The organism is Streptomyces termitum, from assembly GCF_014650175.1.
GTDB lineage: Bacteria > Actinomycetota > Actinomycetes > Streptomycetales > Streptomycetaceae > Streptomyces > Streptomyces termitum.
In genome coordinates this window covers 1-20,494 of the sequence record NZ_BMUL01000022.1, presented here as the reverse complement: position 1 = coordinate 20,494, position 20,494 = coordinate 1, and the positions used below count along the sequence as shown (strand labels likewise).

Here is a 20,494-nt window from a genome sequence, read left to right as displayed (position 1 = left end):
CCGGGCCGAGGGCGGTCTCCCGGGCGGTCGAAGCGGGCGAAGAACGCAGGGGGCGCGGTGCTGGTCATGCCGACCCCTCCGTGAACGCGGTGGCGTGGTCGGCGGCCCACTGGCGGAACGTCCGTGGAGCCGTTCCGAGGATGTCGGCCACCGTGGTGGTGAGGTACGCGGGCTGTCCGACGGCCGCGCTCCACGCGGCCAGCAGCATGTCGACGGCCGGGCCGGCCGGAGTCCCCTCCCACGGGCTCCGGAACGCGTCCGGCGTCATCTCCTCGTACGCGATGCGCCGCCCCAGGACGTCACCGATGACGTCCACCTGTGCCGCCTGGGTCAGCGATTCGGGGCCCGTGAGCACGTAGTCGCCTCCGGCGTATCCGCTCCGATGGAGCGTCCGCGCCGCGACGGCCGCGATGTCGCGGTCGTCGACCGGTGCCGACTCCGCCGTGCCGTAAGGCCACCGGACGGTTTCGCCGGCCCGGATCGCGGGCGCCCACCAGGCCAGCGCGTTCGACGCGAACATCCCGGGCCGGAGGATCGTCGATTCGAGTCCGGTGGCCGCGATGAGCCGTTCGATGTCGGCGTGCAGCACCGCCATGGGGTTGGGCTGCTGGAAGAAGGGGTGCGGCGTCCGGTGCGGGGAAGAGAGGAAGACGACCCGCCGCACGTGGGCCGCCAGCCGGTCGACGACTGCCGCGGCGGTCCGCGGCGGGGCGGTCCATACGAGGAAGACCGCGCCGGCGCCGCGCAGCGCGGGGTCGAGCGACTCGGGCACGGTGAGGTCACCGGTGAAGACCTCGACCTGCGCCGGCAGCGTCGCCGCGGCCTCGGCGCGGCGGGTGAGGGCGCGGACCGGCACGCCCGCGTCGAGGAGCCGGTCGATGACGACGCGGCCGACGCGGCCCGTCGCCCCGGTGACGAGCACGGGAGGGATGTCTGTCGGGTTCATTCCGCCCATGAAAACGTTACCGGGTTAAAAATTCAACCTGGTAACGAATGTTACGGTGGCCGGATGAGTGAGCCGACGGGGCTGCGGGCCCGCAAGAAGGAGCGGACGCGCGACGCCATCGGAGACGCGGCCGTCGCGCTGTTCCTGGAGCGCGGCTTCGACAGCGTCTCGGTCAACGACATCGCCGCGGCGGCCGAGGTCTCCAAGCCGACCCTCTTCCGGTACTTCCCCACCAAGGAAGACCTGGTGCTGCACCGGTTCGCGGACCACCAGGGCGAGGCGGCGCGCGTCGTGCGCGACCGGGCACCCGGCGTCGGGCCGATGGCGGCACTGCACCGGCACTTCCGGGCCGGCCTCGACCGGTACGACCCCGTCACCGGCCTCAACGACCACCCCCAGGTGGTGGCCTTCCACCGGCTGGTGTTCACCACACCGAGCCTGGCGGCACGGCTCGCCCGGTACTCGCAGGAGGACGAGGAGGCGCTGGCGAACGCCCTCGGCGAAGGCATCCGGGCCCGCCTGCGCGCCGCCCAGGTCCTCGTGGTCCAGCGTGTGCTCTCCCGGGCCAACTGGCAGAAGATCGCCGCCGGGCGCACCGCCCACGCCGTCCACCCCGAAGCTGTAGCCGATGCGGAGCTGGCGTTCGGTCAGCTGCCGTGACAGGCCGCTTCCCGTCGCGGAAGGCTCTGGGCCGGTGCGGATGAGGCCGGCCGGTTCCCGCAGCCGAGGGTGGGCCCCGGCCGGGGACGTCCGTCGGGGGTCGGAGGGTCAGAGGAGGAAGTCGGTGACCATGTCGGCGAAGGCTTCCGGGGTGACGACCTGGACGCCGAGCTTCTCGGCGGCGACGGCCTTGGAGCTCGGCTTGCCGGTGGCCGAGGGGGCGGAGACGAGGTACGTCGTCCTTCCGTTGACGCTGCTGCCCGCGCGGCCGCCTGCCCGCTCGATCAGCTCGTTCATCCGCGAGCGGCTCCAGCCGTCCAGGCGGCCGGTCATCTTGCCGGTGACGACGACCGTCTGTCCGGACAGCGGTCCGGCGGCGGGTGCCTCGCCCTCCGCGCCCCCGGCACCGGCCCCGCCGACCTCGCCGGCCTCGCCGTCCGAGGCGTTCGACGGCGGGGTCCAGCCGGGTTCGGCCATGTTGACGCCCGCCGTGACCAGCTTGTCGACGACCGGGGCGAGCGCGGCCAGTTCGGCGACGACGACGGGCGCCTTCTCCGGGCCGATGCCCTCGACGGCCAGGAGGTCCTCGGCGCTCGCCGCGCGGATCGCGTCCATGGTGCCGAAGTGGGCCGCGAGCCGCTTGGACATGCGGCGGCCGGTGCCGCGGATGCCGAGCGCGCAGAACACCCGGCTGAGCGGGCGGCTGCGGGCCAGCGCGAACTGCTCGGCCAGCTTCGCGCCGCGCCGTGCGCTGCCCGAGGCGACGGTGAGCTGCTCCTCGGTGAGGGTGAACAGGTCGGCCACGTCGGTGACCAGACCGGAGTCGATCAGCGCCTTCACGTAGGTCCGGCCCAGGCCGTCCACGTCGAGCACGTCCCGCCCGGCCGCGTACTCGATCAGCGGGGCGAGCGCGCAGCCCGCGCCCTTCGCGCACCGCCAGCGCTCCTGGCTCTTGTCGACGGCGCCGCCGCAGTTCGGGCAGGCGGCCGGCAGCGGGACCGGGAGGGCGCCGTCGGGGCGCAGTTCGACGACGGGCGCCTGCACGCGCGGGATGATGTCGCCCGCCTTGTAGACGGTGACGGTGTCGCCGAGGTGCAGGTCGCGGCGGGCGATGTCGGCCGGGTTGTGCAGGGTGGCGCGGGAGACGGTGGAACCGTCGACCTCCACCGGGTCGAGGACGGCGGTCGGCGCGAGGACACCGGTCCTGCCGACCTCCCAGACGACGTCCCGCAGCACGGTCTGCCGCTCCACCGCCGACAGCTTGTAGGCGATCGCCCAGTACGGGAAGCGGCTGCCGAGCCCGGCCGCGGCCTGCTCGTCCGCGCTGTTCGCCTTGACGACCACACCGTCGATGCCGAACGGCAGGCCGGGGCGCAGCGCGGCGATCGCGTCGATCCGGGCCTGTACCTCGGCGACCTCGGTCACCACGTGCAGCCCGGCGGGGGTGTCCGCCGTGGTCCGCACGCCCGCGGCGGCGACGGCGGCCAGCACCTCGGCATGGGTCGCCCCGACGGGCAGAAACGATCCTCCGTCGAGGTCGACGGCACCGTACGCCCAGAACGACATCTCCAGCCGGTACGGGCGGTCCTTCGCCCGCAGCGTGCCCGCCACCGCGTTGCGCGGATTGGCGAACGGAGCGCCGCCGTGTGCCGCCCGCACCTCCTGCGCCGTCTCGAACTGCGCCTGCGTGAACAGCACTTCACCGCGCACCTCGAAGGTCACCGGCGAGGGCAGCCGCTCGGGCAGTCCGGCGACCGAGCCGATGACGTGGCTGACGTCCTCGCCGTGGCCGCCGTCGCCCCGTGTCACCACCCGCACCAGGACCCCGTCCCGGTAACGGGCCGCGATCGCGGCCCCGTCCAGCTTCGGCTCCACCGTGAAACCGCCCTCGACGGGCCGCCCGAGCCGCCGCTGGAGCGAGGCGTCCCAGGCGACCAGCTGCTCGGGCCCGAACACGTTGTCCAGACTCAGCAGCCGCGTGGTGTGCGCGACGTCGCCCGCCGGCGCGGCACCGTCCGCGACCAGCCCCGTCGGCGACTCCGGCGCCTCCCCGGGATGCGCGGCCTCCCACGCGAGGACGGCGAGGCGCAGCGCGTCGTACGACGCGTCGTCCAGCGGGCTGTTCTCGCCCGCGTAGTAGGCGGCCGAAGCGGCGCGCAGCCGGTCGAGCGCCTCCCCGTACGCGGCGGAGGTGGACAGGACGAGGGACGCCTCGACGGCGGAGGTGACGGTCATGGATCCATCTTGGCGCGGGGGTCTGACAACGCCCTTTCCACGTGGAGCGCCGGTGTGCGCCCGGGAGCGCGCTTCCGCACGCCGTCGCCCGCGCGGGTGGCTTCGCGGTGCCCCGCGTCGTCGGGCCGGTGGTGTCGTGAATGCTCGGGAACGCAGCCGTATCTCTCCTGGAAGGGTCCTCCGATGCGTAAGCTCCTGGCCGCGGTGGCAGCCGCCACCGCGATCGTCCTGACCGTGGCGAGCCCCGCCAGCGCCACGATCACCGGCGGTCGTGACGGCCGGATCTTCCTCGCCGTCGCGCACGACGGCGGCATCCTGCACGATGCGACCGTCTCCACCGAGGGCCACTTCGCCATCGACCGCTTCACCCTCGACGGACCCGGAATCCGTCAGAGCGCCCGTGGCACGAACGGCACCCGGACCTTCTCCCTCACCAACCGGCAGGTCGCCTACAACTCCCAGATCTGCGGTCAGGGTTACCTCGACGGACGCTCCCTCGGGCGCGCCTGCGTCAGGATTCGCTAGGTCGCGGCGGTCGAATAGGGAACGTGCCAGAGCCGCCCCTCGCGGCTGTCCCCCCGGCCGGCATCCAGCGGGCTCAGCCGCTTCTGAGCGGTGGCCAAGCCTCGCCGCGGATCCCGTGGGCGATCTGTGCGGCCGGGGTCGTTCCTGACATTCTGGGAGCCGGGGCACCGCTCGCTCGGAGACCCCGGGGACCGTGCGGATCGGCGAGGGACAGCGGGGGCGACGGATGCCGGGCTTCTTGACGGACTTACCGACCTTCTGGGCCTTCGCGGCGGTCTGGGGGAGCGCCTTCGCGGCGTTCATGGTGTTCTCGCTGCTCCGCCTCCGTCACGCGCTCCGGCGCGACCGGCAGGCCATCGGGCGCTTCTTCGAGACCGGCGACGCGCGGCCCGTTCTCGCCGTGTACCACCTGGAGGGGGAGCGGGCCGCGACACGGGCCGGGATGCTGCTGCTCTCCGCCGGACCCCGCTCCTCCCGGAGCCGGCGCCCGGCGGTCCCGGAAGCCGTACCGGAGACGCACCCCCTGCTGGCGGCACTGCGGGCGGCCGTCGACGACGCCGGAGGGAGCGGCTCCCTGGAGGAGACGAGGGCATCGCCCCGCTTCCCGGCCTTCCGCTCCCAACTGCTGCGGACAGCGCGGTACGCCCTCCCAGTCCGCCGGACGCACGACGTGCCCGGCGCGAGGGAGGGGTGGGCCGCGGTGTGCGGCCTGGCCGCCGTCCTCGTCCTCGGCATCGGCTTCTACTCCCGCCAGCCCGGTTCGAACGGGATCTGGTTCATGATCGCCCTGGCCGTGCACGTGCCGGTGGCGGTCTGGCTCGGCGTGGCGGGCGGCCGGACGGGACCGGAGCGGTGGCCCGACTTCGGGGCGCTGTGCGAGCGCTGCGCCACCGAGGCGGGCGTACGCGTCACCGCGCCGGAGCGAGCAGCCGGTACGGGCTCCGCCGCCACCTCCGGCCGGTCCGGTGACGGCGGCGTCGGCGCCGCCGGCTCGTGCGGTGGCGGCTGCGGAGGCGGAGGGGGCTGCGGAGGCGGAGTGTGAGCCGGTCGCGGCGCGCCTTCGGCGACCGGCGGGCCGGGCGGACCCCGTCGAGGAGGACGCATCCGGTGCCGGGTCAGACCCCCGCGGACGTCCGGGCGCCCTCGTCGGCGGGCGCCGTGGGCACCGCCTCGGGGGCGCTGCCGTGGCCTTCCGGGGAACCGAACCAGGCCACCGCCACCGCGCCCGCGACCGCGCACACGAACCCGGTGACCGCCACCCAGGCGAAGCCGGGACGGGAGGCGTCGCCGAGCCACAGCACGCCGATGGCGCCGGGCAGGACCGTCTCGCCGACGACCAGCGCGGCGGTGGCGCCGTTGACCGAACCGATCTGCAGGGCGACCGTGTGCAGGTACATGCCGCCGATGCCCGCCACCAGGATCGCGTAGAGCGCCGGGTCGCGGAGCAGCACTCCCGGGTCGAACGGGTCGATGCCGTTCAGGACGCGGACCCCGACGCCGAGGGCGCCGAAGCCCAGTCCGGACAGCAGACCGGCCAGGATCGCGGCGCGCGCCCCCAGCATGCGCACGACCACGGTGCCGCCCACGATCAGGAGCAGCGAGATCCCCAGCAGCCACCAGTGCGTGGCGATCGGGGTGTCACCGCTGCCCTCCGCGCCCGCCGCCGTCGCCAGAAGCACCAGCGCGGAGCAGACCACGCCGATCGAGACCTGTTCGGCGCGGTTGAGCCGGATGCCGAGGAGCTTGATGCTCAGCACCGCCGTGATCACCAGGTTGGCGCTGATCACGGTCTGCGACAGGAACAGCGGCAGGAGGCGCGCCGCCAGCGCGCCGAGCCCGAAGCCGACGAAGTCCAGAATGGTCCCGACGACGAACTCCCAGGTCATCGCGGCCTTCGCCGTGGACGACAGGCTCGGGCCACCGTGCTGGGTCACACGGCCCGCGGCGTTCTCCCGGCGCGCCGACTTCCGTGATCCGACGGCCTGGAGGACGGAGCCCGTGCCGTAACAGATCGATGCGGCCACGGCGGTGAGCAGCCCTATGAGCACCAAAATCTCCGTTCATGTACGGGATCGATGGGGTTCGGTCCCGCTCCCACTGGCAGACGTGGGTTTCGGCACGGAAGTTGCTTCCGACGTGGCGATTGCCCGCCCGGACGGTCACCCGGCGCCCGCCGCACCGCCGCGACAACGGCGCCGGCTCGCTTTCGCGGACGGTCCGTTCCCGTCGGTCCGGATCTCCGCACACGCCGGAGCGCCGCGCTGTTCGCCGTCGACGCCGCGCTCCGCGTCCTGGCGCGGGTCGGCTCCCGCCCCCGCGATCCTCGCCACGGTGGCACTCGGCCTCGGCGCGGCGGGCCGGCCGCCGTCGGCGTTGTTCTTCGCGGTACGGAACCGGGTGCGCACGGTGCCGCACGGGCCCGGGCGGTCGAACCACGGCGCCTCGCCGACCGCGGGCAGGGCGTGGACGCGACCGGGCGCGAACTCCCGTACGGCACGACACCGCTCGGGCAGCCCGCACCCTCGCACAGGACCGGGCCCGGGTTCAAGCGATGCGCCAGGTGGCGACCGGTCCGGCAAGTCCTGGCAAGTTTCAGCACGTCAGATTCCCGGCAGTCGTTCGCCTTTGGTCCAGACCTATTGACGGGCCCGGTCGCCTTTCCTACGATCCCGTCGACCGCCCCACTGCATCTCTCCCGTTGCATCCGGGGCCGTGCGTCCACGCCCCCCCACACGCACGCTCACGCCCACGGCACGTGGCGAGAATGGAGCACAGCATGTTCCGTCGCAGGATTCGTACCCTGCCCGAGGCGGACGGCGGGCCTTCGGCCGCCGTCCGGGCCCGGCGCGGTTCGACCGCCCTGACCCGTACGCTCGCCGGGGTGAGCGCCGCCACCGTCATCGGCGCCTGCGTCACCGTGGCAGGTTCCGGCGCGGCCGACGCCGCCGGTACCAACCTGGTGGCCAACTCCGGCTTCGAGAGCGGACTTTCCGACTGGTCCTGTACCGATGGTTCCGGCGCGGTCGTCAGCAGCCCGGCGCACTCCGGCTCGTCCGCGCTGAAGGCTACGCCGTCCGGCCTGGGCAACGCCCAGTGCTCCCAGACGGTCAACGTGCAGCCCAACTCGAAGTACACGCTGAGCGCCTTCGTCCAGGGCAGCTACGTCTACCTCGGCGCCAGCGGCACGGGTGCCGCCAGCGAGCCGCGGACCTGGACGCCCAGCTCCTCGTCGTACAGCCAGCTCAGCGTCGACTTCACCACCGGCGCGAACACCACCTCGGTGACGGTCTACCTGCACGGCTGGTACGGGACGCCCGCGTACTTCGCGGACGACGTGTCGCTCACCGGCCCCGGCGGCACGCCGACCACGCCGCCGACCACCACGCCGCCGACGACCCCGCCCACCACGCCTCCCACCACCCCTCCGACGACGCCGCCGACCACCCCGCCCACCGGCAACCCTCCGGGTGACGCCACCTGCGCCACGAAGCCCAAGCCGACCGGCAAGGTGCTGCAGGGGTACTGGGAGAACTGGGACGGCGCGGCGAACGGCGTCCACCCCGGCATGGGCTGGGTTCCGATCACCGACAGCCGGATCTCCCAGCACGGCTACAACGTCATCAACGCCGCCTTCCCGGTGATCCTCTCGGACGGAACCGTCCTGTGGGAGAACGGGATGGACGCGGGCGTGAAGGTGTCGACGCCGGCCGAGATGTGTGAGGCCAAGGCCAAGGGCGCCACGATCCTGATGTCCATCGGCGGCGCGGCCGCGGGCATCGACCTGTCGTCGAGCAAGGTCGCCGACCGCTTCGTGGAGACGGTCGTCCCGATCCTCCAGAAGTACAACTTCGACGGCATCGACATCGACATCGAGACCGGCCTGTCCGGCAGCGGGAACATCAACACCCTCTCCGCCTCCCAGTCCAACCTGATCCGCATCATCGACGGCGTCCTCGCCAAGATGCCGGCCGGCTTCGGTCTGACGATGGCGCCCGAGACCGCGTACGTCACCGGCGGCAGCGTCACCTACGGCTCCATCTGGGGCTCGTACCTGCCGATCATCAAGAAGTACGCGGACAACGGCCGCCTGTGGTGGCTCAACATGCAGTACTACAACGGCAGCATGTACGGCTGCTCCGGCGACTCCTACTCGGCCGGCACCGTGGAGGGCTTCGCCGCCCAGACCACCTGCCTCAACAACGGCCTGACCATCCAGGGCACCACGATCAAGGTGCCGTACGACAAGCAGGTCCCCGGCCTTCCGGCGCAGCCCGGCGCGGGCGGCGGCCACATGGCGCCCAGCCAGGTCAGCCAGGCGTGGAACACGTTCAACGGCTCGCTCAAGGGCCTCATGACGTGGTCCATCAACTGGGACGGCTCGAAGGGCTGGTCCTTCGGCGACAACGTCAAGGCCCTGCAGAACCGCTGATCCCGACGCGTCCGGTCCGCCGATGCCGGACGCGTCGACCTGAGGCACCCCGTCCGGAGCCGTCCACCGCCATGAGGCGGCGGACGGCTCCGGACGCGCGTCCGGACCCCTGCGATGAGGTCCTCCGCGCACGCGTGAGGCCCGGATCCTGTGGATCCGGGCCTCACGTCACTTCAGTAGCGGGGACAGGATTTGAACCTGCGACCTCTGGGTTATGAGCCCAGCGAGCTACCGAGCTGCTCCACCCCGCGTCGGTAGGCTCAACTGTACGCCACTCGCGGCAGTGCCCAGGACCACCCCGGCGAAGCGGTGGGGGTTCCGGGTGCCGCACACGGTGGTCGGGCCGGTCGAAGGGGAGGACGCGGAGACGTGGACGTGTACGAGGCCGTGGACAGCCGCCGGGCCGTGCGGGCGTTCAGCGACGAACCGGTGCCCAGGGAGGTTCTCGAACGGGTGCTGACCGCGGCGGCGCGCGCTCCGTCCAGCGGGAACCTCCAGCCGTGGCGCCTGTACGCCGTGGCGGGCGAGCCCCTGGCCGAGCTGAAGAGGCGCGCGACCGCCCGGGCGCTGGCGGGGGACCCGGGGGACGAACGGGAGTACCCGATGTACCCGGACGGACTGGCCGCGCCGTACCCGGACCGCTTCTCCGCCGCGGCGGCCCAGCGGTACGCGGCGCTGGGGATCGCGCGCGACGACCCCGACCGGCCCCGGAAGATCGCCGCCGTGAACGCGGAGGCGTTCGGGGCGCCCGTCGTCCTGTTCTGCTACCTCGACCGGGCGATGGGGCCCGGACAGTGGGGCGACGCGGGGATGTACCTCCAGACGGTCATGCTGCTGCTGAGGGCGGAGGGGCTGCACAGCTGCCCCCAGGTGATGTGGACCGTGTACCGCGAGACCGTCGGCCGGACGGTCGGGGCCGATGACGGCCTCGTGCTCTTCTGCGGCGTCTCGGTGGGATTCGAGAAGGAAGGCGTGCCCCGGCCGCGCACCGGGCGGGCGGACGTGGCGGAGACGGTGACCTTCGTCGGAGTGTGACCGCCGGCGACCCGGCCCCGGCCACCACTCCGGCGAAGGCCACCGCCGCCGTCGCGTCCACCTGGCGCAAGGCGGCTCCCCCGTGCGGAGGCGAGGGAACGTTTCCGTCGTTCCGGGCGGGGACCGGCGCGGGGGAGGATCGCGGCGCCCCGGCGCGCCCTCCGGGGTTCCCGCACCGTTTCCGGAGGTGGCCGTCCGTGGTCCTCGTCATCGTCGTGGCCGTACTCGCCCTGCTCGCGGGCCTCGCCGCGAACCGCTGGCTGCGGCCGCGGCTGCTCGACGTCGCCGACGACGAGGGCATGGCGGTCAAGGATCTCGTCGGGCCGCTCCTGACGATGACCGTCCTGCTGCTCTCCTTCGTCCTCGTCACCGCCAACGGCTCGTACGGGAAGGCCGAGGTCGCCTCCCGGGGCGAGGCCCGCGCCCTGGACCAGCTGGTGGAGACCGCCGAGTACGCGCCGGCCGCCGAACGCGCCCGCGTCCAGGCCGACGCCGTCTGCTACGCCCGCGCCGTACGCGTCCAGGAATGGCCGGCCATGGCCGACGGCAACGGCTCACCGGCGCCCAGCGTGTGGTCGACCGACCTCCGGCGGTCCTTCAAGAGCGTGGCGGGCCAGCCGGTCTTCGGCATGCTGGTCGCCGCCGACAACAAGCGCTCCGACGAACGGGAGGAACGCCTCACCCAGGCGACCTCCAGCATCCCCGCCACCATCTTCTGGTTCCTGCTCGCCACTCTCGTCATCACCGTGTCCGCCCTGGGGATCTGCCTGCCCCGGAAGAACAACCGGGGCCAGATCCTCACCCTCGTCGTGATCACCGCCCTGCTGACCACGGCCCTGGTCATCATCCGCGACGTCGACCGCCCCTTCGGCGGCATCATCAGCGTCGACCCCACCGCGATCGCCGAGGCCGAGCGCCAGGCCGAGCGCGACTTCACCGCCCACCACCCGGTCGCCGACCTCCCCTGCGACGCCGACGGAGACCGCCGCGGCGCCTGAGCCGGCCGCGATGCGGCGGAATCCGTGACGGGAGCGAGCGGGCGGGCCGATACTGGCAGGGGGCCGTTCGTGAGGAGGGAGCCGTTCATGACCACGGCGAAAGACCTGTTCGTCATCGCGATGGACTCGGGGCAGGAGCAGGCCGTCGGGCAGGGGGACCTGTCGCTCGCGCTCGCGGGTGCCGAGCTGATCGACCTCCTCGGGGCCGGGGGCCTCGCCCTGGAGGACGACGTCCTCGTGCCGGGCGGGGCGCCGGCCCCCGCCGACCGGCTCCTCGGCGAGGCGGCGGCGCGGACCGTCCGGCAGGCGCCGTACGAGAGGGTCGAGGACTGGCTGTGGCGCCGGGGCAGGGACCTCGCGGCCACCTACCAGACCGCGCTGGAGGCGGACGGCGAGCTGACGCCGAAGACCGCCGGCCGCCTGTCGTTCGGCGCGCGCCGCGTGGAAGCGGTCGACACCCCGGCCCGGCACGGCGCCGTCGACCGCTGGGAGCGCCGGGAACCCGTCCTGACGGCCCTCGCCTCGGCCCTGGGCATCGGCGGCGAACCGTCCGACGAGGAGCCGGGGCTCGACGACGACGCGGCCACGGCCGTGGTCGCCGCCGTGCATGACGCGGTCATGGAACTGGAGGCCGTCCGCCAGCGGCGGAACATCGAGAACGCGGCCTTCGCGAACCTCTGGCGCGGACCGTGACACAGGCCGGGCCGGGACGGGCCCGACCGGCCTCGACCAGCTGGTCTCCGGTCGGGAAGCGACCGGCGCGGAGCATCGCGGCCCCCTCGTGGACCGCTCGTCCACCCTTCCCGGCGCGGCCTAGGATGGGGGCATGAACAAGATCACGGCGGCATACGGAGGCTCCTGCCGATGACGACGCGGCGGACCCGCTGGCAGGAGGCGGGCAACAGCGGAAAGTACGGCAAGCGGTTCGCCGACCTCGTCTCCGCCGGCGAGGACATCGACGGTGAGGCCCGGCTCGCCGACACGCTCCTGCCCCGCGGCGCCCGTGTGCTCGACGCCGGTGCCGGCATGGGCCGGGTCGCCGCGGCGCTGCTGCGGCGCGGACACGACGTGGCCGCGATCGAGCCCGACGAGGCACTGGTCCGGCAGGCCCGGGAGACCTACCCCGGGCTGCCGGTCGAGGAGCGCGACATCCTCGACCTCCGCCCCGAGGACGGCCCGTTCGACCTGATCGTCTGCGTCGGCAACGTCATGGTCTTCCTCGCCGAGGACACCGAACGCGACGCCCTGCGCGCGATGCGCTCCGCCCTCGGCGAGAACGGCCGGATCCTGGTCGGCTTCCACCTCCAGGACCGGCCGCCGCACGCCCGCGCCTACCCCGCCGCCGAGTTCGAGGCGGATGCCACGGCCGCCGGACTCCGCGTCGACCTGCGGGCGGGCACCTACCACCTGCACCCCGCGAACGACGCGTACGGCGTCTGGATCCTGAGCCGCGCCCAGGACGGGACCGGCGGGTAGCTCCATACCTCTCGCGGATCACGCCCGGGCTCGGCCGGAGTCCCGGATCAGCCGGTCGCCGGGTACACCTTCATGTCGATGCCCACCGCCACGAGAGCCAGATGCAGGACGTGCCGGTGCGTCGCTCGCACGGTGATCTCCCCCCTTTTTTTTCGGCCAACTCCTCGACAAGATAGTCCCGTTGGCCTCGCGGCGCGTTCGCTTAAACCGCGCCCTCCGGACGCGCCGACGGGTCCGCCGACGGACTCGTCAGCGGGTGCGCCCAGCGTGCGAGAGGACCGTCGGGCGCGAAGGCGTGGGCGGCGAAGCGCCGGCCCATGCGGCGGTACGCGGCGGGGGTGGGGTGGAGGCCGTCGGGCAGGTCGTCCGTCTCGTCCGGGCCGAGCAGCGTGCGCCCGTCGAGGTGGTGGAGGTGGTGGTCGGACGCCTGCCGCGCCGCGGCGATCCGGGCCAGTTCGGTACGGACCACCGCCAGCGACAGCGCGCCGTCGGCCACGTCGGCCGGGTCGCCCAGGGCGGTGATCCTTCCGTCCGGCTCCCTCCCGGCCGGGCCGGGCACCTCTTCGAGGGCCGGGCAGCTCACCGGGGAGACCAGCAGGATCGGGGTGTCCGGGTGGCCGTCCCGGATCGTGTCCAGGAAGCCGTGCACCGCCGGGCCGAACGTCCGCAGCCGGAAGGCGGCCAGGGCCACGATGTTGATGCCCACCTTCAGGCTGATCAGGTCGGCCGGCGTGTCGCGGATCGTCCGGGCGACGTACGGGTCGAGCAGCGCGTTGCCCGCCTGGCTGAGGTTGATCACCTCCACCCCGCCGAGCGCGGCGGCCACCACCGGCCAGGTCCCGGTCGGACCGTCGGCCTCGATGCAGTGGCTGAGGGAACTGCCGTGGTGCACCCAGCGCCGCCGCCCGTCCGGCAGCGGCGCCAGCACCTCGCCGTCGGCGCGCAGCGCCACCAGTTCCGTAGGGGTCTGCTGCGGAAGCCACACCTCGACGTCCTTCATGCCGTCCCGCAGCCCGGCGAACCGCACGGTTCCGGGCCTGCCCGGAACGAGCCGCTGCGGGGCCCCGGGGCCCGCCATCATCAGCACGTTGCCCACCGGCGCCCGCCGGCGCTCGACCAGGGCCCCGTCTACCAGCAGCTCCAGCATCCCGGTCGGACGAGGACGGGATTCGGTGGCGAGCTGCCCGGTGGAGGTGAGCACCTCCAGCTCCAGTACGCGTGCGTCGGTGCGGAACACCAGCCGTACTCCCGAAGGCATGACCGTCACCCCGTGGACCGACGGGTTCTGGTACTGCTCCTTGGTCCACGCGGGCAACCGCCGCGGCATCACCCCGGCCGCCGTGGTCTCCAGATCCAGCGCCCCCCGAATCTCCACCGGCCCGCCCACCAAAGGAACCGCCCGCATGCCCACCGTCACCGCATCCTCTCCTGTTGTCCCGGCCCGGACGGCACCGGACCGGTGCCTCCGCGACCCGTACGCCGTCCACGTCCACCGCCCCGGCCCGCACCGGGGTCCGGGAGCGTCACCCCCGTACCCGGCCACGCGCCGCCCCCGTCGACCGGCAGCGCCCCGTGCTCCTCCACCGACTCCTCCGGGGTTCGTGTCCGTCAGATCGTCTCAAAGACGCCGACGGTCGTGGAGCGGACGCCGGGGGAGTGCACCGAGCACGTCCGGAAGACGCTCGACGGGTACGGCCCCTTCACGCCGGCCGACGATGTCCACGGGTACGGATCCCGGCCAAGCGGGTCGGCGGCGCTTCCATGTGGAGCATGAGCAGCCACAGCTCCTCCTTCTCCGCCGCGGTGATCACCACGTCCTCTTCCGACAGCGCTCCGACGAGATCGGGGACCGCGACGTCCCAGGCCCCCGCCTGCGCGGAGGTGAGGATCATCTCCCGGTACCTGGGGCCGATGCGCGGCACGAGACGCTCGACAGCGAGCGCGGAACGGCGCAGGAACTCATGCACGTCCACCTGTCCTCCCGGACCATCGAGAGCGGCTGCCAGGCCGCGGACGCGGTCCGCCCGCGCAGGAGGAACCAGGCACCGGAACCCACCATGGCACGGCCCGTCAGATCGACGCCGGCCCGACCTGGAGGAAGTCGGGCCATTCGACCGTCGAAGCCACCGCCCCGGCCCGTACCACCCCGTCGGCGGACGGGCCGTGACCCTCCCCGACCCGTACGACACCACCGGTGCCGAGGTGGCGGCTCTCCCCGTGGACGGTGACCGCGCCCGCCAGCAGCGCACCGGCCAGGACGACCGACGCCACCCCCTTCAGCAGCAGTTCCCTCGTCATCCCCGCGCCCCCCACGCATCCCGCAACCCGGCCCTGTGTCCGCAGTATCCCCGGAACACCGGCCTCCGTCAGCGCCGGAGGAACGAAGGCTCCGGGGCGGCGCCCGGAGTCGTGACGACGTGCTTCGGCCACGACTCGGGAAGGCGACCACGTACGGCCCCGGGGAGACGCGGGTCACATCTCGTCGTGTCACAGGGAAGAGGGCCGTCTCGTCTCGGGGATGACGGCATCGACGAGCACGGAGGAGTACCTCATGGACGCGCGACTGGACTACTTCGCCCACCCGGCCGCGGGCAGGGCCCTCAAGCACTTCATGGCGGCCGGGAAGGCGCTGAAGGAGTCGGCGCTGCCCGCCGCCACGCAGGAACTGGTGGCCCTGCGGGTGAGCCAGATCAACGGGTGCGCGGCCTGCGTCGACATGCACGCCAAGGAGGCCGCGGCCGCCGGTGAGACGGCGGTGCGGCTGGCGCTGGTGGCCGTGTGGCGGGAGGCCACGGTCTTCACCGAGGCCGAACGCGCCGCCCTGGAACTGGCGGAACGGGGCACCCGGGTGGCGGACGCGGCCGACGGCGTCGGCGACGACGTCTGGGCCCGCGCCGCACGACACTACGACGAGGACCAGCTCACCGCCCTGGTGGTTCTGGTCTCGTTCATGAACGCGGTGAACCGGCTGAACGTCATCACCCGGCAGCCCGCCGGCGACTACGTGGCCGGCCGGTTCCACTGAACGCCGTTCCCCGCGCCCCGGACGATCACTGAGGACAGAGAGGGAAGACCACGTGCACGAGGCCGAGGAGTTGGAGAAGTCCGAGAAGACGGAGGCGTTCGAGGAGTTGAGGCCGCTGCTGTTCTCGATCGCGTACCGGATCCTGGGTGGCGTGGGCGAGGCGGAGGACGCGGTCCAGGAGACGTGGCTGCGCTTCGACGCCTCGACGACCCGGCCGGTGTCGGTCAAGGCGTTCCTGTCGGCGACGGTGACCCGGATCGCGATCGACGTGCTGCGTTCCGCCCGGGTGCGGCGGGAGGAGTACGCCGGGCCGTGGCTGCCCGAGCCGCTGCTGAACGACCCCTACCAGGACCCGGCGCGCGCGGCCGAACTGGCCGACTCGGTGTCGATGGCGGCGCTGCTGCTCCTGGAGCGGCTCAGCCCGCTGGAGCGGTCGGTGTTCGTGCTGCGGGAGGTGTTCGCCTTCGGCTTCGACGAGATCGCCGAGGCGGTGGGCCGCTCGGAGGCGGCCTGCCGGCAACTGCTGGTGCGGGCGCGCCGGCACATGAAGGACGGGCGGCCCCGCTTCGAGGCGGACCGGCGGGAACGGCGGGAACTGGCCGCGCGGTTCTTCGAGGCGCTGTCGCTGGGCGACGTGGACGGGCTGCGGAGCCTGCTGTCCGCCGACGTCCAGCTGGTCGGCGACGGCGGCGGCAAGGCCCCGCAACTGGCGAGGACCGTCGTCGGCGCCGAGCACGTGGCCCGGCTGCTCGCCACCGCCTACCCGCTCATGGCGCGGATCGACATCACCTTCGAGGAGCACGAGGTCAACGGCCAGCCGGGCGCGGTCTTCCGGGACCGGGACGGCAGGGTCCTCCACACCCTGGCCCTCGACGTCCTCGACGGGCGGGTCCAGGCCGTCCGTTCGGTCATCAACCCCGACAAGCTCGGCCACCTCGGCCCGGTCGCCGACGCCTGGGCCGTGGACCGGGAAGCCAAACGACACCGCAGGCGGCCGCAGTGACCCGTGTGCTGGCAGGGGCAGGGGCAGGGGTACGCGTACGGGTACGGGTTCCGCGGGGAGGTCACCGTACGCGCGCGGCGGCCATGGCGTCGGCGAGCCGCGCGACGGGGTCGCCGGCCATCCGGTGACGGGACCGCCGGGCGGGCCAGGTGGAGAAGGCGTCGTCCGACCAGCGCGGGGCCACGTGGAAATGCAGGTGGGGCACCGACTGCTCGGAGCCGGGCCCACTGGCGCTCAGGACGTTCACGCCCTCGGCCCTGCCACCCCTTCCCCGGACTTCCGATCATCGGGGCCAGACGGTAACCCGCCCATTTCCGGGAACGGCCAGGCGGTGTCTTCGCCGAGCAGTGCAGCCCACGGACCGGGGCGCTCGTGAGGCAGGTCGCCGCTCGGACGCCGGACGGTTCCGGGGTGGGCCCGGGGTGGGCGGAACCGGGGGTTCGGGGTCGTACGTTCCCCCATGTGTGCTGACCGTCCTGGGGATACTCTTCGCCGTCGTGCCCGTCGTCGTCTGGGTGGCGATCGCCCGCAGCCGTTCTGTCGGATTTCCCGTCGGCGGCGTGCTGTTCGCCGGGGCCGGTCTGCTGGTCGGTGTCCAGCGGGGCTGGATCGACGCCCCCGGGCCCGACGCCCATCTCGTGTTCACGGTCCTCGCGCCCTTGCTCATCGCCTGCGGCGCGGGGCTGGAAGGACGGAACGGGAGTGCGCCTCCACCGGAGTGGATCTCCCGTCGCAACGGAGCGGTCGGCTTTCTGGGGGCGCAGTTCGCCCTCACCCTCGTGGCCGGGCTCCTGTACGCGCTGCTGATCAGCGAAGGCTCGGACGCCCCGTCGGCCAGGAACCTTCCCGCGCTGCCGCCGGGCATCACCAAGATCGGGGAAGGCACCAGCTGTGGTTCCGGCGGCTGTTGGCGCACCGCGACCGTCATCGGCGAGGACGGCCTGTCCCACGCGGAGATCATCCACGCGCTGGGCCTCCAGCGGGAGAAGTGCCGCCCCAGCGGCTGGCTGCTCGACTGGCGGGACGTGTGCGTCGGGGCCAGAGCCGACGGCGAGAACGTCACCGTCTACGCGGGCTGGGGGTATTGAGGGGCCGCCCTCAGGGTTCAGCAAGAGGCGCCGAAGGAAAGGGAGTCGATGGAAAGGCAGCCGAAGGGAACAGGGGGCCGAAGGAAGGGGAGTCGAAGGAAGGGGCGGGTTCGGCCGGACCGGCTCCGGTGCCGCGAGCTCGGCGATACCGTGGGGAGTCACGTCCCGTCCCGCTCCCTTCACGGAGGCCTCGATGAGCGACCAGCCGGCCACCGCCGACACCGTCCGGCAGCACCTCGACCCCGAAGCCGCCGACGCCGTACGCGCCTACGCGGCCCGGACCCGCGAGAGCGCCGACCGGTTCGCCTCCGTCCTCGAAGACCTCGCCACCCACGGCCTGCCGAGCGTCGACGAGTGCACGCCGTGGGAGGACCTGCGCGAGAAGCACCTTGCCCGGCTCGCCGCCCACCGCCCGGCCGTCGCCTGATGCCGCCGCACGACCGCCGACGGGCCCGCGTCGCCTTCTCCGACGCCGCCGCCAAACAGCTCGAAGCCCTCACCGACGAGGCCGAACTCCACGCCCTGGACCGCGCCCTGGTCGTCCTCTCCGTCGACCCCGAGATCGGCGAGCCGATCCCCGGCTCCACCGACGGCCCCCAACTGCGGCAGTACGCCGACGACGTCGAACGGGTACGCCTGCTGTACTTCGTCACCGCCCTGAAGACCGTGGTCGTCGTCGCTTATATCGAGGTCTGACCCCGGTCCCGCCCACCCGCACCGGTGCCGGGCCGGTGCCTCACCCGGCCGTCCGTTCTCCCGAGGCAAGCACCTCCCCGACGTGGAGCCGGTACGCCCCGGACCGGGCCACGAGGGCCGTCTCGGGTTCCGCGTGCCGACTCGGCCACCGGTCGTACCACCCCCGACGGTCCTCCCCGGCCAGGGCACGAACCGGTCATCGCCTTCCGCGCGACCGCCCCCGGACCGTCACCGCGCACGTCCCCCGGGCATCGGCCGGAGACGGTCCAGCTCCTCCCCGATCGCCGTGCGCAGCGGGTCGTGCCGGGGTCCGAGGGCGTGCTGTTCGTCGGTCCAGCTGTCGCGGGGGTAGAGCCACACCGGCATGCGCACCAGGTCGGCCGGTTCCCACGAGAACCGGGGCCATACGTGTGCGTGCAGGAAGCCGTCGGTGTTGCCCAGGATCTCCAGGTTGACCCGTCGGAACGCCGGGTCCAGACGCCGGGACGCCCGCTCGACGGCTTCCCCGAGCCGGTCCATGTCGGACAGGAAAGCCAGCCGCTTCTCCCCGGGCAGGTCCGACAGCCTTTCCACTCCGGGGTCGTCCGCCAGGAGCACCGAGTAGCCCGGGAGGAACTGCACGTCGCCGATCACCGCGAACCCCGCGTCCAGGCGCCGTAGAACCGTGGGGTTCTCGCCCCGCAGGGCACTGCCGATCCGATCCGCCCGCCAGTCATCAACCATGGCCAGAACCTATCCGACCGCGATCGCCCCCTGCCTCGTACCCGCTTCCGTCTCCGGTCCGGATACGGCCACCGGGCCCGAAGGCCACCGAGAACGACAAGCCCCCGCCCCTCTTCCCCCCGAGGCGTCCCACGTCCCGCCCCCCGTTCCGGGACACGCGGCGAATCCGCAGGTCAACGGGTTCAGCGCGTCCCCCGAGACGCCCCACGGGACGTCCCGTCCGTCCCGGCGGCCCGGGAACGGCCCGGCGCCCTCGTACGGTTCAGCCGCAAGCAAGGACGGGTGACCGCACGACGGGCCCGCCTCCGCACGGTACGTACAGGGAGACGATTCACATGGTCACGAAGAAGTCGGGACGCAAGCCGGCCTCGGTGGTCGCGGGCGTGTTCACCGCACTCGGCCTCACGGCGCTCACCCTCGCCGCCTCGGCCGTTCCGGCCGCGGCCGAGAGCAACCCGATGATCGAGGGCGACTACAAGCAGTGGGACGCCGTCGAGATCGTCAACGGCAACAGCTTCCCCGCGCGCTGCGCCGACCACACGGAGCAGTTCCGGTTCCGCTTCTACTACAGCCCGAACTACCAGGGCGCGTTCATCAACATCGGCCACCCGCTGTACGACCTGCTGGCGGTGTACGCCGGCGACGGCGCGCACCCGCTGAAGTTCTGCGGCGGAGAGGGCGCCGCGGGCTGGGGCCAGAACGTCGGCAACAACGCCGCCTCGGTCTACAACTGGTACGACGGCTACTGCGGCACCGTCTACTACTACGCCGGCTACAACCGCAAGGGCGCCTACAAGACGTACTGGCCCCACAGCGGCGGCAACCTCCAGGACGTCGGCCTGCGCAACGACAACCGCTCCATCGACTTCGCGAACTGCTGGTAGCGGACGCCCCACGGCCGGACGAGGAGTGACGATGACACGAGGCCATCACCGGGTACGGGGGACGGCCGCGGCCCTGGCGGGTGCCGCGTTCCTGCTGGCGGGCTGCGCGGCGGGGCAGCCCGCCGACACCCCGCCGAGAACGTCCTCCCGGACGCCCTCCCCGGCGTCCTCCGGGACGTCTTCCCCGCCCTCCTCCCCGTCCGCGCCACCCGCCTCCGACCGGGGCACCGCGGCCGACCCGGCCACCTGGACGCTTCCCCTCCAGCGGTTCCGGCCCACCGAGGCGCAGGCCAGGAGCATCGGCCGGGCCGAGGCGAAGCTCGTCGGGCAGTGCATGAAGGAGTTCGACGTCGCCTGGAAACCGCAGGCCGAACTGCCCGGGGCCGGACCCCGCAACATGATGGACTGGCGGTACGGCATCCACGATCCGGCCCTGTCCGCCCGGCGCGGCTACCAGCCCGACGCCGCCGAACAGGCACGGTACGAGACGGCCCTGCGCGCCGACCGGGCCCGCCCCGCCCCGTCCCCCGACACCGAGGTCCTGCTGAGCGGCACCGGCGCGCCCGGCGGCCTCCCGCCGGGCGCGAGCGCCGAGGTGCGCGGTGGGACGAAGAACGGCCGTCCGATCCCGCCCGGCGGCTGCTTCGGACAGGCACGCGCCACCCTGGGCAGTTCCACCCGGGGCGTCACCCCCCTCGTGGACCGCCTGACCTTCGACTCCTACCCCGCCTCCCTCGAAACCCCCGAGGTCAAAGCCGTCTTCGCCCGCTG

22 protein-coding genes, 1 tRNA gene and 2 pseudogenes are annotated in these 20,494 nt (G+C 73.1%); 16 read left to right on the top strand and 9 right to left on the bottom strand.

Annotated elements, in window-relative coordinates; all coding sequences use genetic code 11:
• Positions 1 to 64: 64 nt before the first annotated feature.
• Complete coding sequence (locus IE219_RS28800; RefSeq protein WP_229850142.1) at positions 65 to 946, bottom strand: SDR family oxidoreductase; 882 nt, start codon at positions 944 to 946, stop codon at positions 65 to 67.
• Between the two features lie 63 nt (positions 947 to 1,009).
• On the opposite strand from IE219_RS28800, the gene IE219_RS28795 reads away from it, so the two are divergent.
• Positions 1,010 to 1,606, top strand: a complete 597-nt coding sequence (locus tag IE219_RS28795) for a TetR/AcrR family transcriptional regulator (protein WP_189982788.1) — start codon at positions 1,010 to 1,012, stop codon at positions 1,604 to 1,606.
• A gap of 108 nt (positions 1,607 to 1,714) precedes the next feature.
• Here IE219_RS28795 and ligA read toward each other — a convergent pair whose 3' ends face one another.
• Positions 1,715 to 3,841, bottom strand: coding sequence for an NAD-dependent DNA ligase LigA (gene ligA / locus IE219_RS28790; protein WP_189982786.1), 2,127 nt, complete (start codon positions 3,839 to 3,841; stop codon positions 1,715 to 1,717).
• 183 nt (positions 3,842 to 4,024) lie between these two features.
• Here ligA and IE219_RS28785 point away from each other — a divergent pair, with 183 nt between their 5' ends.
• Positions 4,025 to 4,366, top strand: coding sequence for a hypothetical protein (locus tag IE219_RS28785; protein WP_189982784.1), 342 nt, complete (start codon positions 4,025 to 4,027; stop codon positions 4,364 to 4,366).
• 238 nt (positions 4,367 to 4,604) lie between these two features.
• A complete protein-coding gene (locus IE219_RS28780; RefSeq protein ID WP_229850139.1) occupies positions 4,605 to 5,408 on the top strand; it encodes a hypothetical protein in 804 nt (267 codons plus the stop codon).
• 73 nt (positions 5,409 to 5,481) lie between these two features.
• Here the strand turns inward: IE219_RS28780 and IE219_RS28775 are convergent, their stop codons facing one another.
• Positions 5,482 to 6,414, bottom strand: a complete 933-nt coding sequence (locus IE219_RS28775) for a DMT family protein (protein WP_229850137.1) — start codon at positions 6,412 to 6,414, stop codon at positions 5,482 to 5,484.
• A gap of 14 nt (positions 6,415 to 6,428) precedes the next feature.
• Here IE219_RS28775 and IE219_RS32495 point away from each other — a divergent pair.
• Positions 6,429 to 7,658: pseudogene (locus IE219_RS32495) on the top strand (carbohydrate binding domain-containing protein); the annotation flags it as partial.
• Between the two features lie 42 nt (positions 7,659 to 7,700).
• Positions 7,701 to 8,795 (top strand): chitinase, encoded by a 1,095-nt coding sequence (locus IE219_RS32490; RefSeq protein ID WP_373298910.1) that lies wholly within the window; start codon positions 7,701 to 7,703, stop codon positions 8,793 to 8,795.
• Between the two features lie 177 nt (positions 8,796 to 8,972).
• On the opposite strand, the gene IE219_RS28765 is transcribed toward IE219_RS32490, so the two are convergent.
• A tRNA-Met gene (locus IE219_RS28765) sits at positions 8,973 to 9,046 on the bottom strand.
• Positions 9,047 to 9,164: 118 nt separating this feature from the next.
• Here IE219_RS28765 and IE219_RS28760 point away from each other — a divergent pair.
• The 4 genes from IE219_RS28760 (at position 9,165) to IE219_RS28745 (ending at position 12,304) form a co-directional block, all read left to right on the top strand.
• A complete protein-coding gene (locus IE219_RS28760) occupies positions 9,165 to 9,830 on the top strand; it encodes a nitroreductase (protein ID WP_189982780.1) in 666 nt (221 codons plus the stop codon).
• A 197-nt stretch (positions 9,831 to 10,027) separates the two neighbouring features.
• Complete coding sequence (locus IE219_RS28755) at positions 10,028 to 10,828, top strand: bestrophin-like domain (protein WP_189982778.1); 801 nt, start codon at positions 10,028 to 10,030, stop codon at positions 10,826 to 10,828.
• 87 nt (positions 10,829 to 10,915) lie between these two features.
• The gene (locus IE219_RS28750; RefSeq protein ID WP_189982775.1) at positions 10,916 to 11,521 is read left to right on the top strand and encodes a GOLPH3/VPS74 family protein; all 606 of its coding nucleotides are present in this window, start codon (positions 10,916 to 10,918) and stop codon (positions 11,519 to 11,521) included.
• A 171-nt stretch (positions 11,522 to 11,692) separates the two neighbouring features.
• Positions 11,693 to 12,304, top strand: coding sequence for a class I SAM-dependent methyltransferase (locus IE219_RS28745; protein WP_189982773.1), 612 nt, complete (start codon positions 11,693 to 11,695; stop codon positions 12,302 to 12,304).
• Between the two features lie 202 nt (positions 12,305 to 12,506).
• Here IE219_RS28745 and IE219_RS28740 read toward each other — a convergent pair whose 3' ends face one another.
• The 3 genes from IE219_RS28740 to IE219_RS28730 form a co-directional block, all read right to left on the bottom strand.
• Positions 12,507 to 13,709, bottom strand: a complete 1,203-nt coding sequence (locus tag IE219_RS28740; RefSeq protein ID WP_189982898.1) for a GDSL-type esterase/lipase family protein — start codon at positions 13,707 to 13,709, stop codon at positions 12,507 to 12,509.
• A gap of 295 nt (positions 13,710 to 14,004) precedes the next feature.
• Positions 14,005 to 14,271 carry a DUF6189 family protein gene (locus IE219_RS28735; protein WP_189982772.1) on the bottom strand — a complete coding sequence of 89 codons (267 nt, stop codon included), beginning with the start codon at positions 14,269 to 14,271 and terminating at the stop codon, positions 14,005 to 14,007.
• Positions 14,272 to 14,374: 103 nt separating this feature from the next.
• Complete coding sequence (locus IE219_RS28730) at positions 14,375 to 14,602, bottom strand: hypothetical protein (protein ID WP_189982770.1); 228 nt, start codon at positions 14,600 to 14,602, stop codon at positions 14,375 to 14,377.
• A 253-nt stretch (positions 14,603 to 14,855) separates the two neighbouring features.
• Between IE219_RS28730 and IE219_RS28725 the strand changes: the two genes are divergently transcribed.
• Complete coding sequence (locus IE219_RS28725) at positions 14,856 to 15,329, top strand: carboxymuconolactone decarboxylase family protein (RefSeq protein ID WP_189982768.1); 474 nt, start codon at positions 14,856 to 14,858, stop codon at positions 15,327 to 15,329.
• Positions 15,330 to 15,381: 52 nt separating this feature from the next.
• On the top strand, positions 15,382 to 16,332 hold the full coding sequence (locus tag IE219_RS28720) for an RNA polymerase sigma-70 factor (RefSeq protein ID WP_229850135.1): 951 nt from the start codon (positions 15,382 to 15,384) through the stop codon (positions 16,330 to 16,332).
• 61 nt (positions 16,333 to 16,393) lie between these two features.
• Here the strand turns inward: IE219_RS28720 and IE219_RS28715 are convergent, their stop codons facing one another.
• The gene (locus IE219_RS28715) at positions 16,394 to 16,579 is read right to left on the bottom strand and encodes an HIT family protein (protein WP_189982767.1); all 186 of its coding nucleotides are present in this window, start codon (positions 16,577 to 16,579) and stop codon (positions 16,394 to 16,396) included.
• A 217-nt stretch (positions 16,580 to 16,796) separates the two neighbouring features.
• Here IE219_RS28715 and IE219_RS28710 point away from each other — a divergent pair, with 217 nt between their 5' ends.
• The 3 genes from IE219_RS28710 (at position 16,797) to IE219_RS28700 (ending at position 18,116) form a co-directional block, all read left to right on the top strand.
• Complete coding sequence (locus IE219_RS28710; RefSeq protein WP_189982766.1) at positions 16,797 to 17,420, top strand: hypothetical protein; 624 nt, start codon at positions 16,797 to 16,799, stop codon at positions 17,418 to 17,420.
• Between the two features lie 193 nt (positions 17,421 to 17,613).
• A complete protein-coding gene (locus IE219_RS28705; protein ID WP_189982765.1) occupies positions 17,614 to 17,847 on the top strand; it encodes a hypothetical protein in 234 nt (77 codons plus the stop codon).
• On the top strand, positions 17,847 to 18,116 hold the full coding sequence (locus IE219_RS28700) for a hypothetical protein (RefSeq protein WP_189982763.1): 270 nt from the start codon (positions 17,847 to 17,849) through the stop codon (positions 18,114 to 18,116). The genes IE219_RS28705 and IE219_RS28700 overlap by 1 nt, the downstream gene beginning before the upstream one ends.
• Positions 18,117 to 18,344: 228 nt before the next feature.
• Here the strand turns inward: IE219_RS28700 and IE219_RS28695 are convergent, their stop codons facing one another.
• Positions 18,345 to 18,839: an HIT family protein gene (locus tag IE219_RS28695; RefSeq protein ID WP_189982761.1), complete on the bottom strand. Its 495-nt coding sequence runs from the start codon at positions 18,837 to 18,839 to the stop codon at positions 18,345 to 18,347.
• 335 nt (positions 18,840 to 19,174) lie between these two features.
• Between IE219_RS28695 and IE219_RS28690 the strand changes: the two genes are divergently transcribed.
• Together IE219_RS28690 and IE219_RS28685 are read left to right on the top strand one after the other, a co-directional pair.
• Positions 19,175 to 19,723, top strand: coding sequence for a hypothetical protein (locus tag IE219_RS28690; protein WP_189982759.1), 549 nt, complete (start codon positions 19,175 to 19,177; stop codon positions 19,721 to 19,723).
• Positions 19,724 to 19,754: 31 nt separating this feature from the next.
• A pseudogene (locus IE219_RS28685) lies at positions 19,755 to 20,494 on the top strand (hypothetical protein); the annotation flags it as partial.

Excerpts from the sequence above, each read along its gene's own strand:
- IE219_RS28800 (WP_229850142.1), bottom strand. The coding sequence starts at position 946 with ATGAACCCGACAGACATCCCTCCCGTGCTCGTCACCGGGGCGACGGGC.
- IE219_RS28795 (WP_189982788.1), top strand. The coding sequence starts at position 1,010 with ATGAGTGAGCCGACGGGGCTGCGGGCCCGCAAGAAGGAGCGGACGCGC.
- ligA (WP_189982786.1), bottom strand. The coding sequence starts at position 3,841 with ATGACCGTCACCTCCGCCGTCGAGGCGTCCCTCGTCCTGTCCACCTCC.
- IE219_RS28785 (WP_189982784.1), top strand. The coding sequence starts at position 4,025 with ATGCGTAAGCTCCTGGCCGCGGTGGCAGCCGCCACCGCGATCGTCCTG.
- IE219_RS28750 (WP_189982775.1), top strand. The coding sequence starts at position 10,916 with ATGACCACGGCGAAAGACCTGTTCGTCATCGCGATGGACTCGGGGCAG.
- IE219_RS28745 (WP_189982773.1), top strand. The coding sequence starts at position 11,693 with ATGACGACGCGGCGGACCCGCTGGCAGGAGGCGGGCAACAGCGGAAAG.
- IE219_RS28740 (WP_189982898.1), bottom strand. The coding sequence starts at position 13,709 with ATGCGGGCGGTTCCTTTGGTGGGCGGGCCGGTGGAGATTCGGGGGGCG.
- IE219_RS28730 (WP_189982770.1), bottom strand. The coding sequence starts at position 14,602 with ATGACGAGGGAACTGCTGCTGAAGGGGGTGGCGTCGGTCGTCCTGGCC.
- IE219_RS28725 (WP_189982768.1), top strand. The coding sequence starts at position 14,856 with ATGGACGCGCGACTGGACTACTTCGCCCACCCGGCCGCGGGCAGGGCC.
- IE219_RS28705 (WP_189982765.1), top strand. The coding sequence starts at position 17,614 with ATGAGCGACCAGCCGGCCACCGCCGACACCGTCCGGCAGCACCTCGAC.
- IE219_RS28700 (WP_189982763.1), top strand. The coding sequence starts at position 17,847 with ATGCCGCCGCACGACCGCCGACGGGCCCGCGTCGCCTTCTCCGACGCC.
- IE219_RS28695 (WP_189982761.1), bottom strand. The coding sequence starts at position 18,839 with ATGGTTGATGACTGGCGGGCGGATCGGATCGGCAGTGCCCTGCGGGGC.
- IE219_RS28690 (WP_189982759.1), top strand. The coding sequence starts at position 19,175 with ATGGTCACGAAGAAGTCGGGACGCAAGCCGGCCTCGGTGGTCGCGGGC.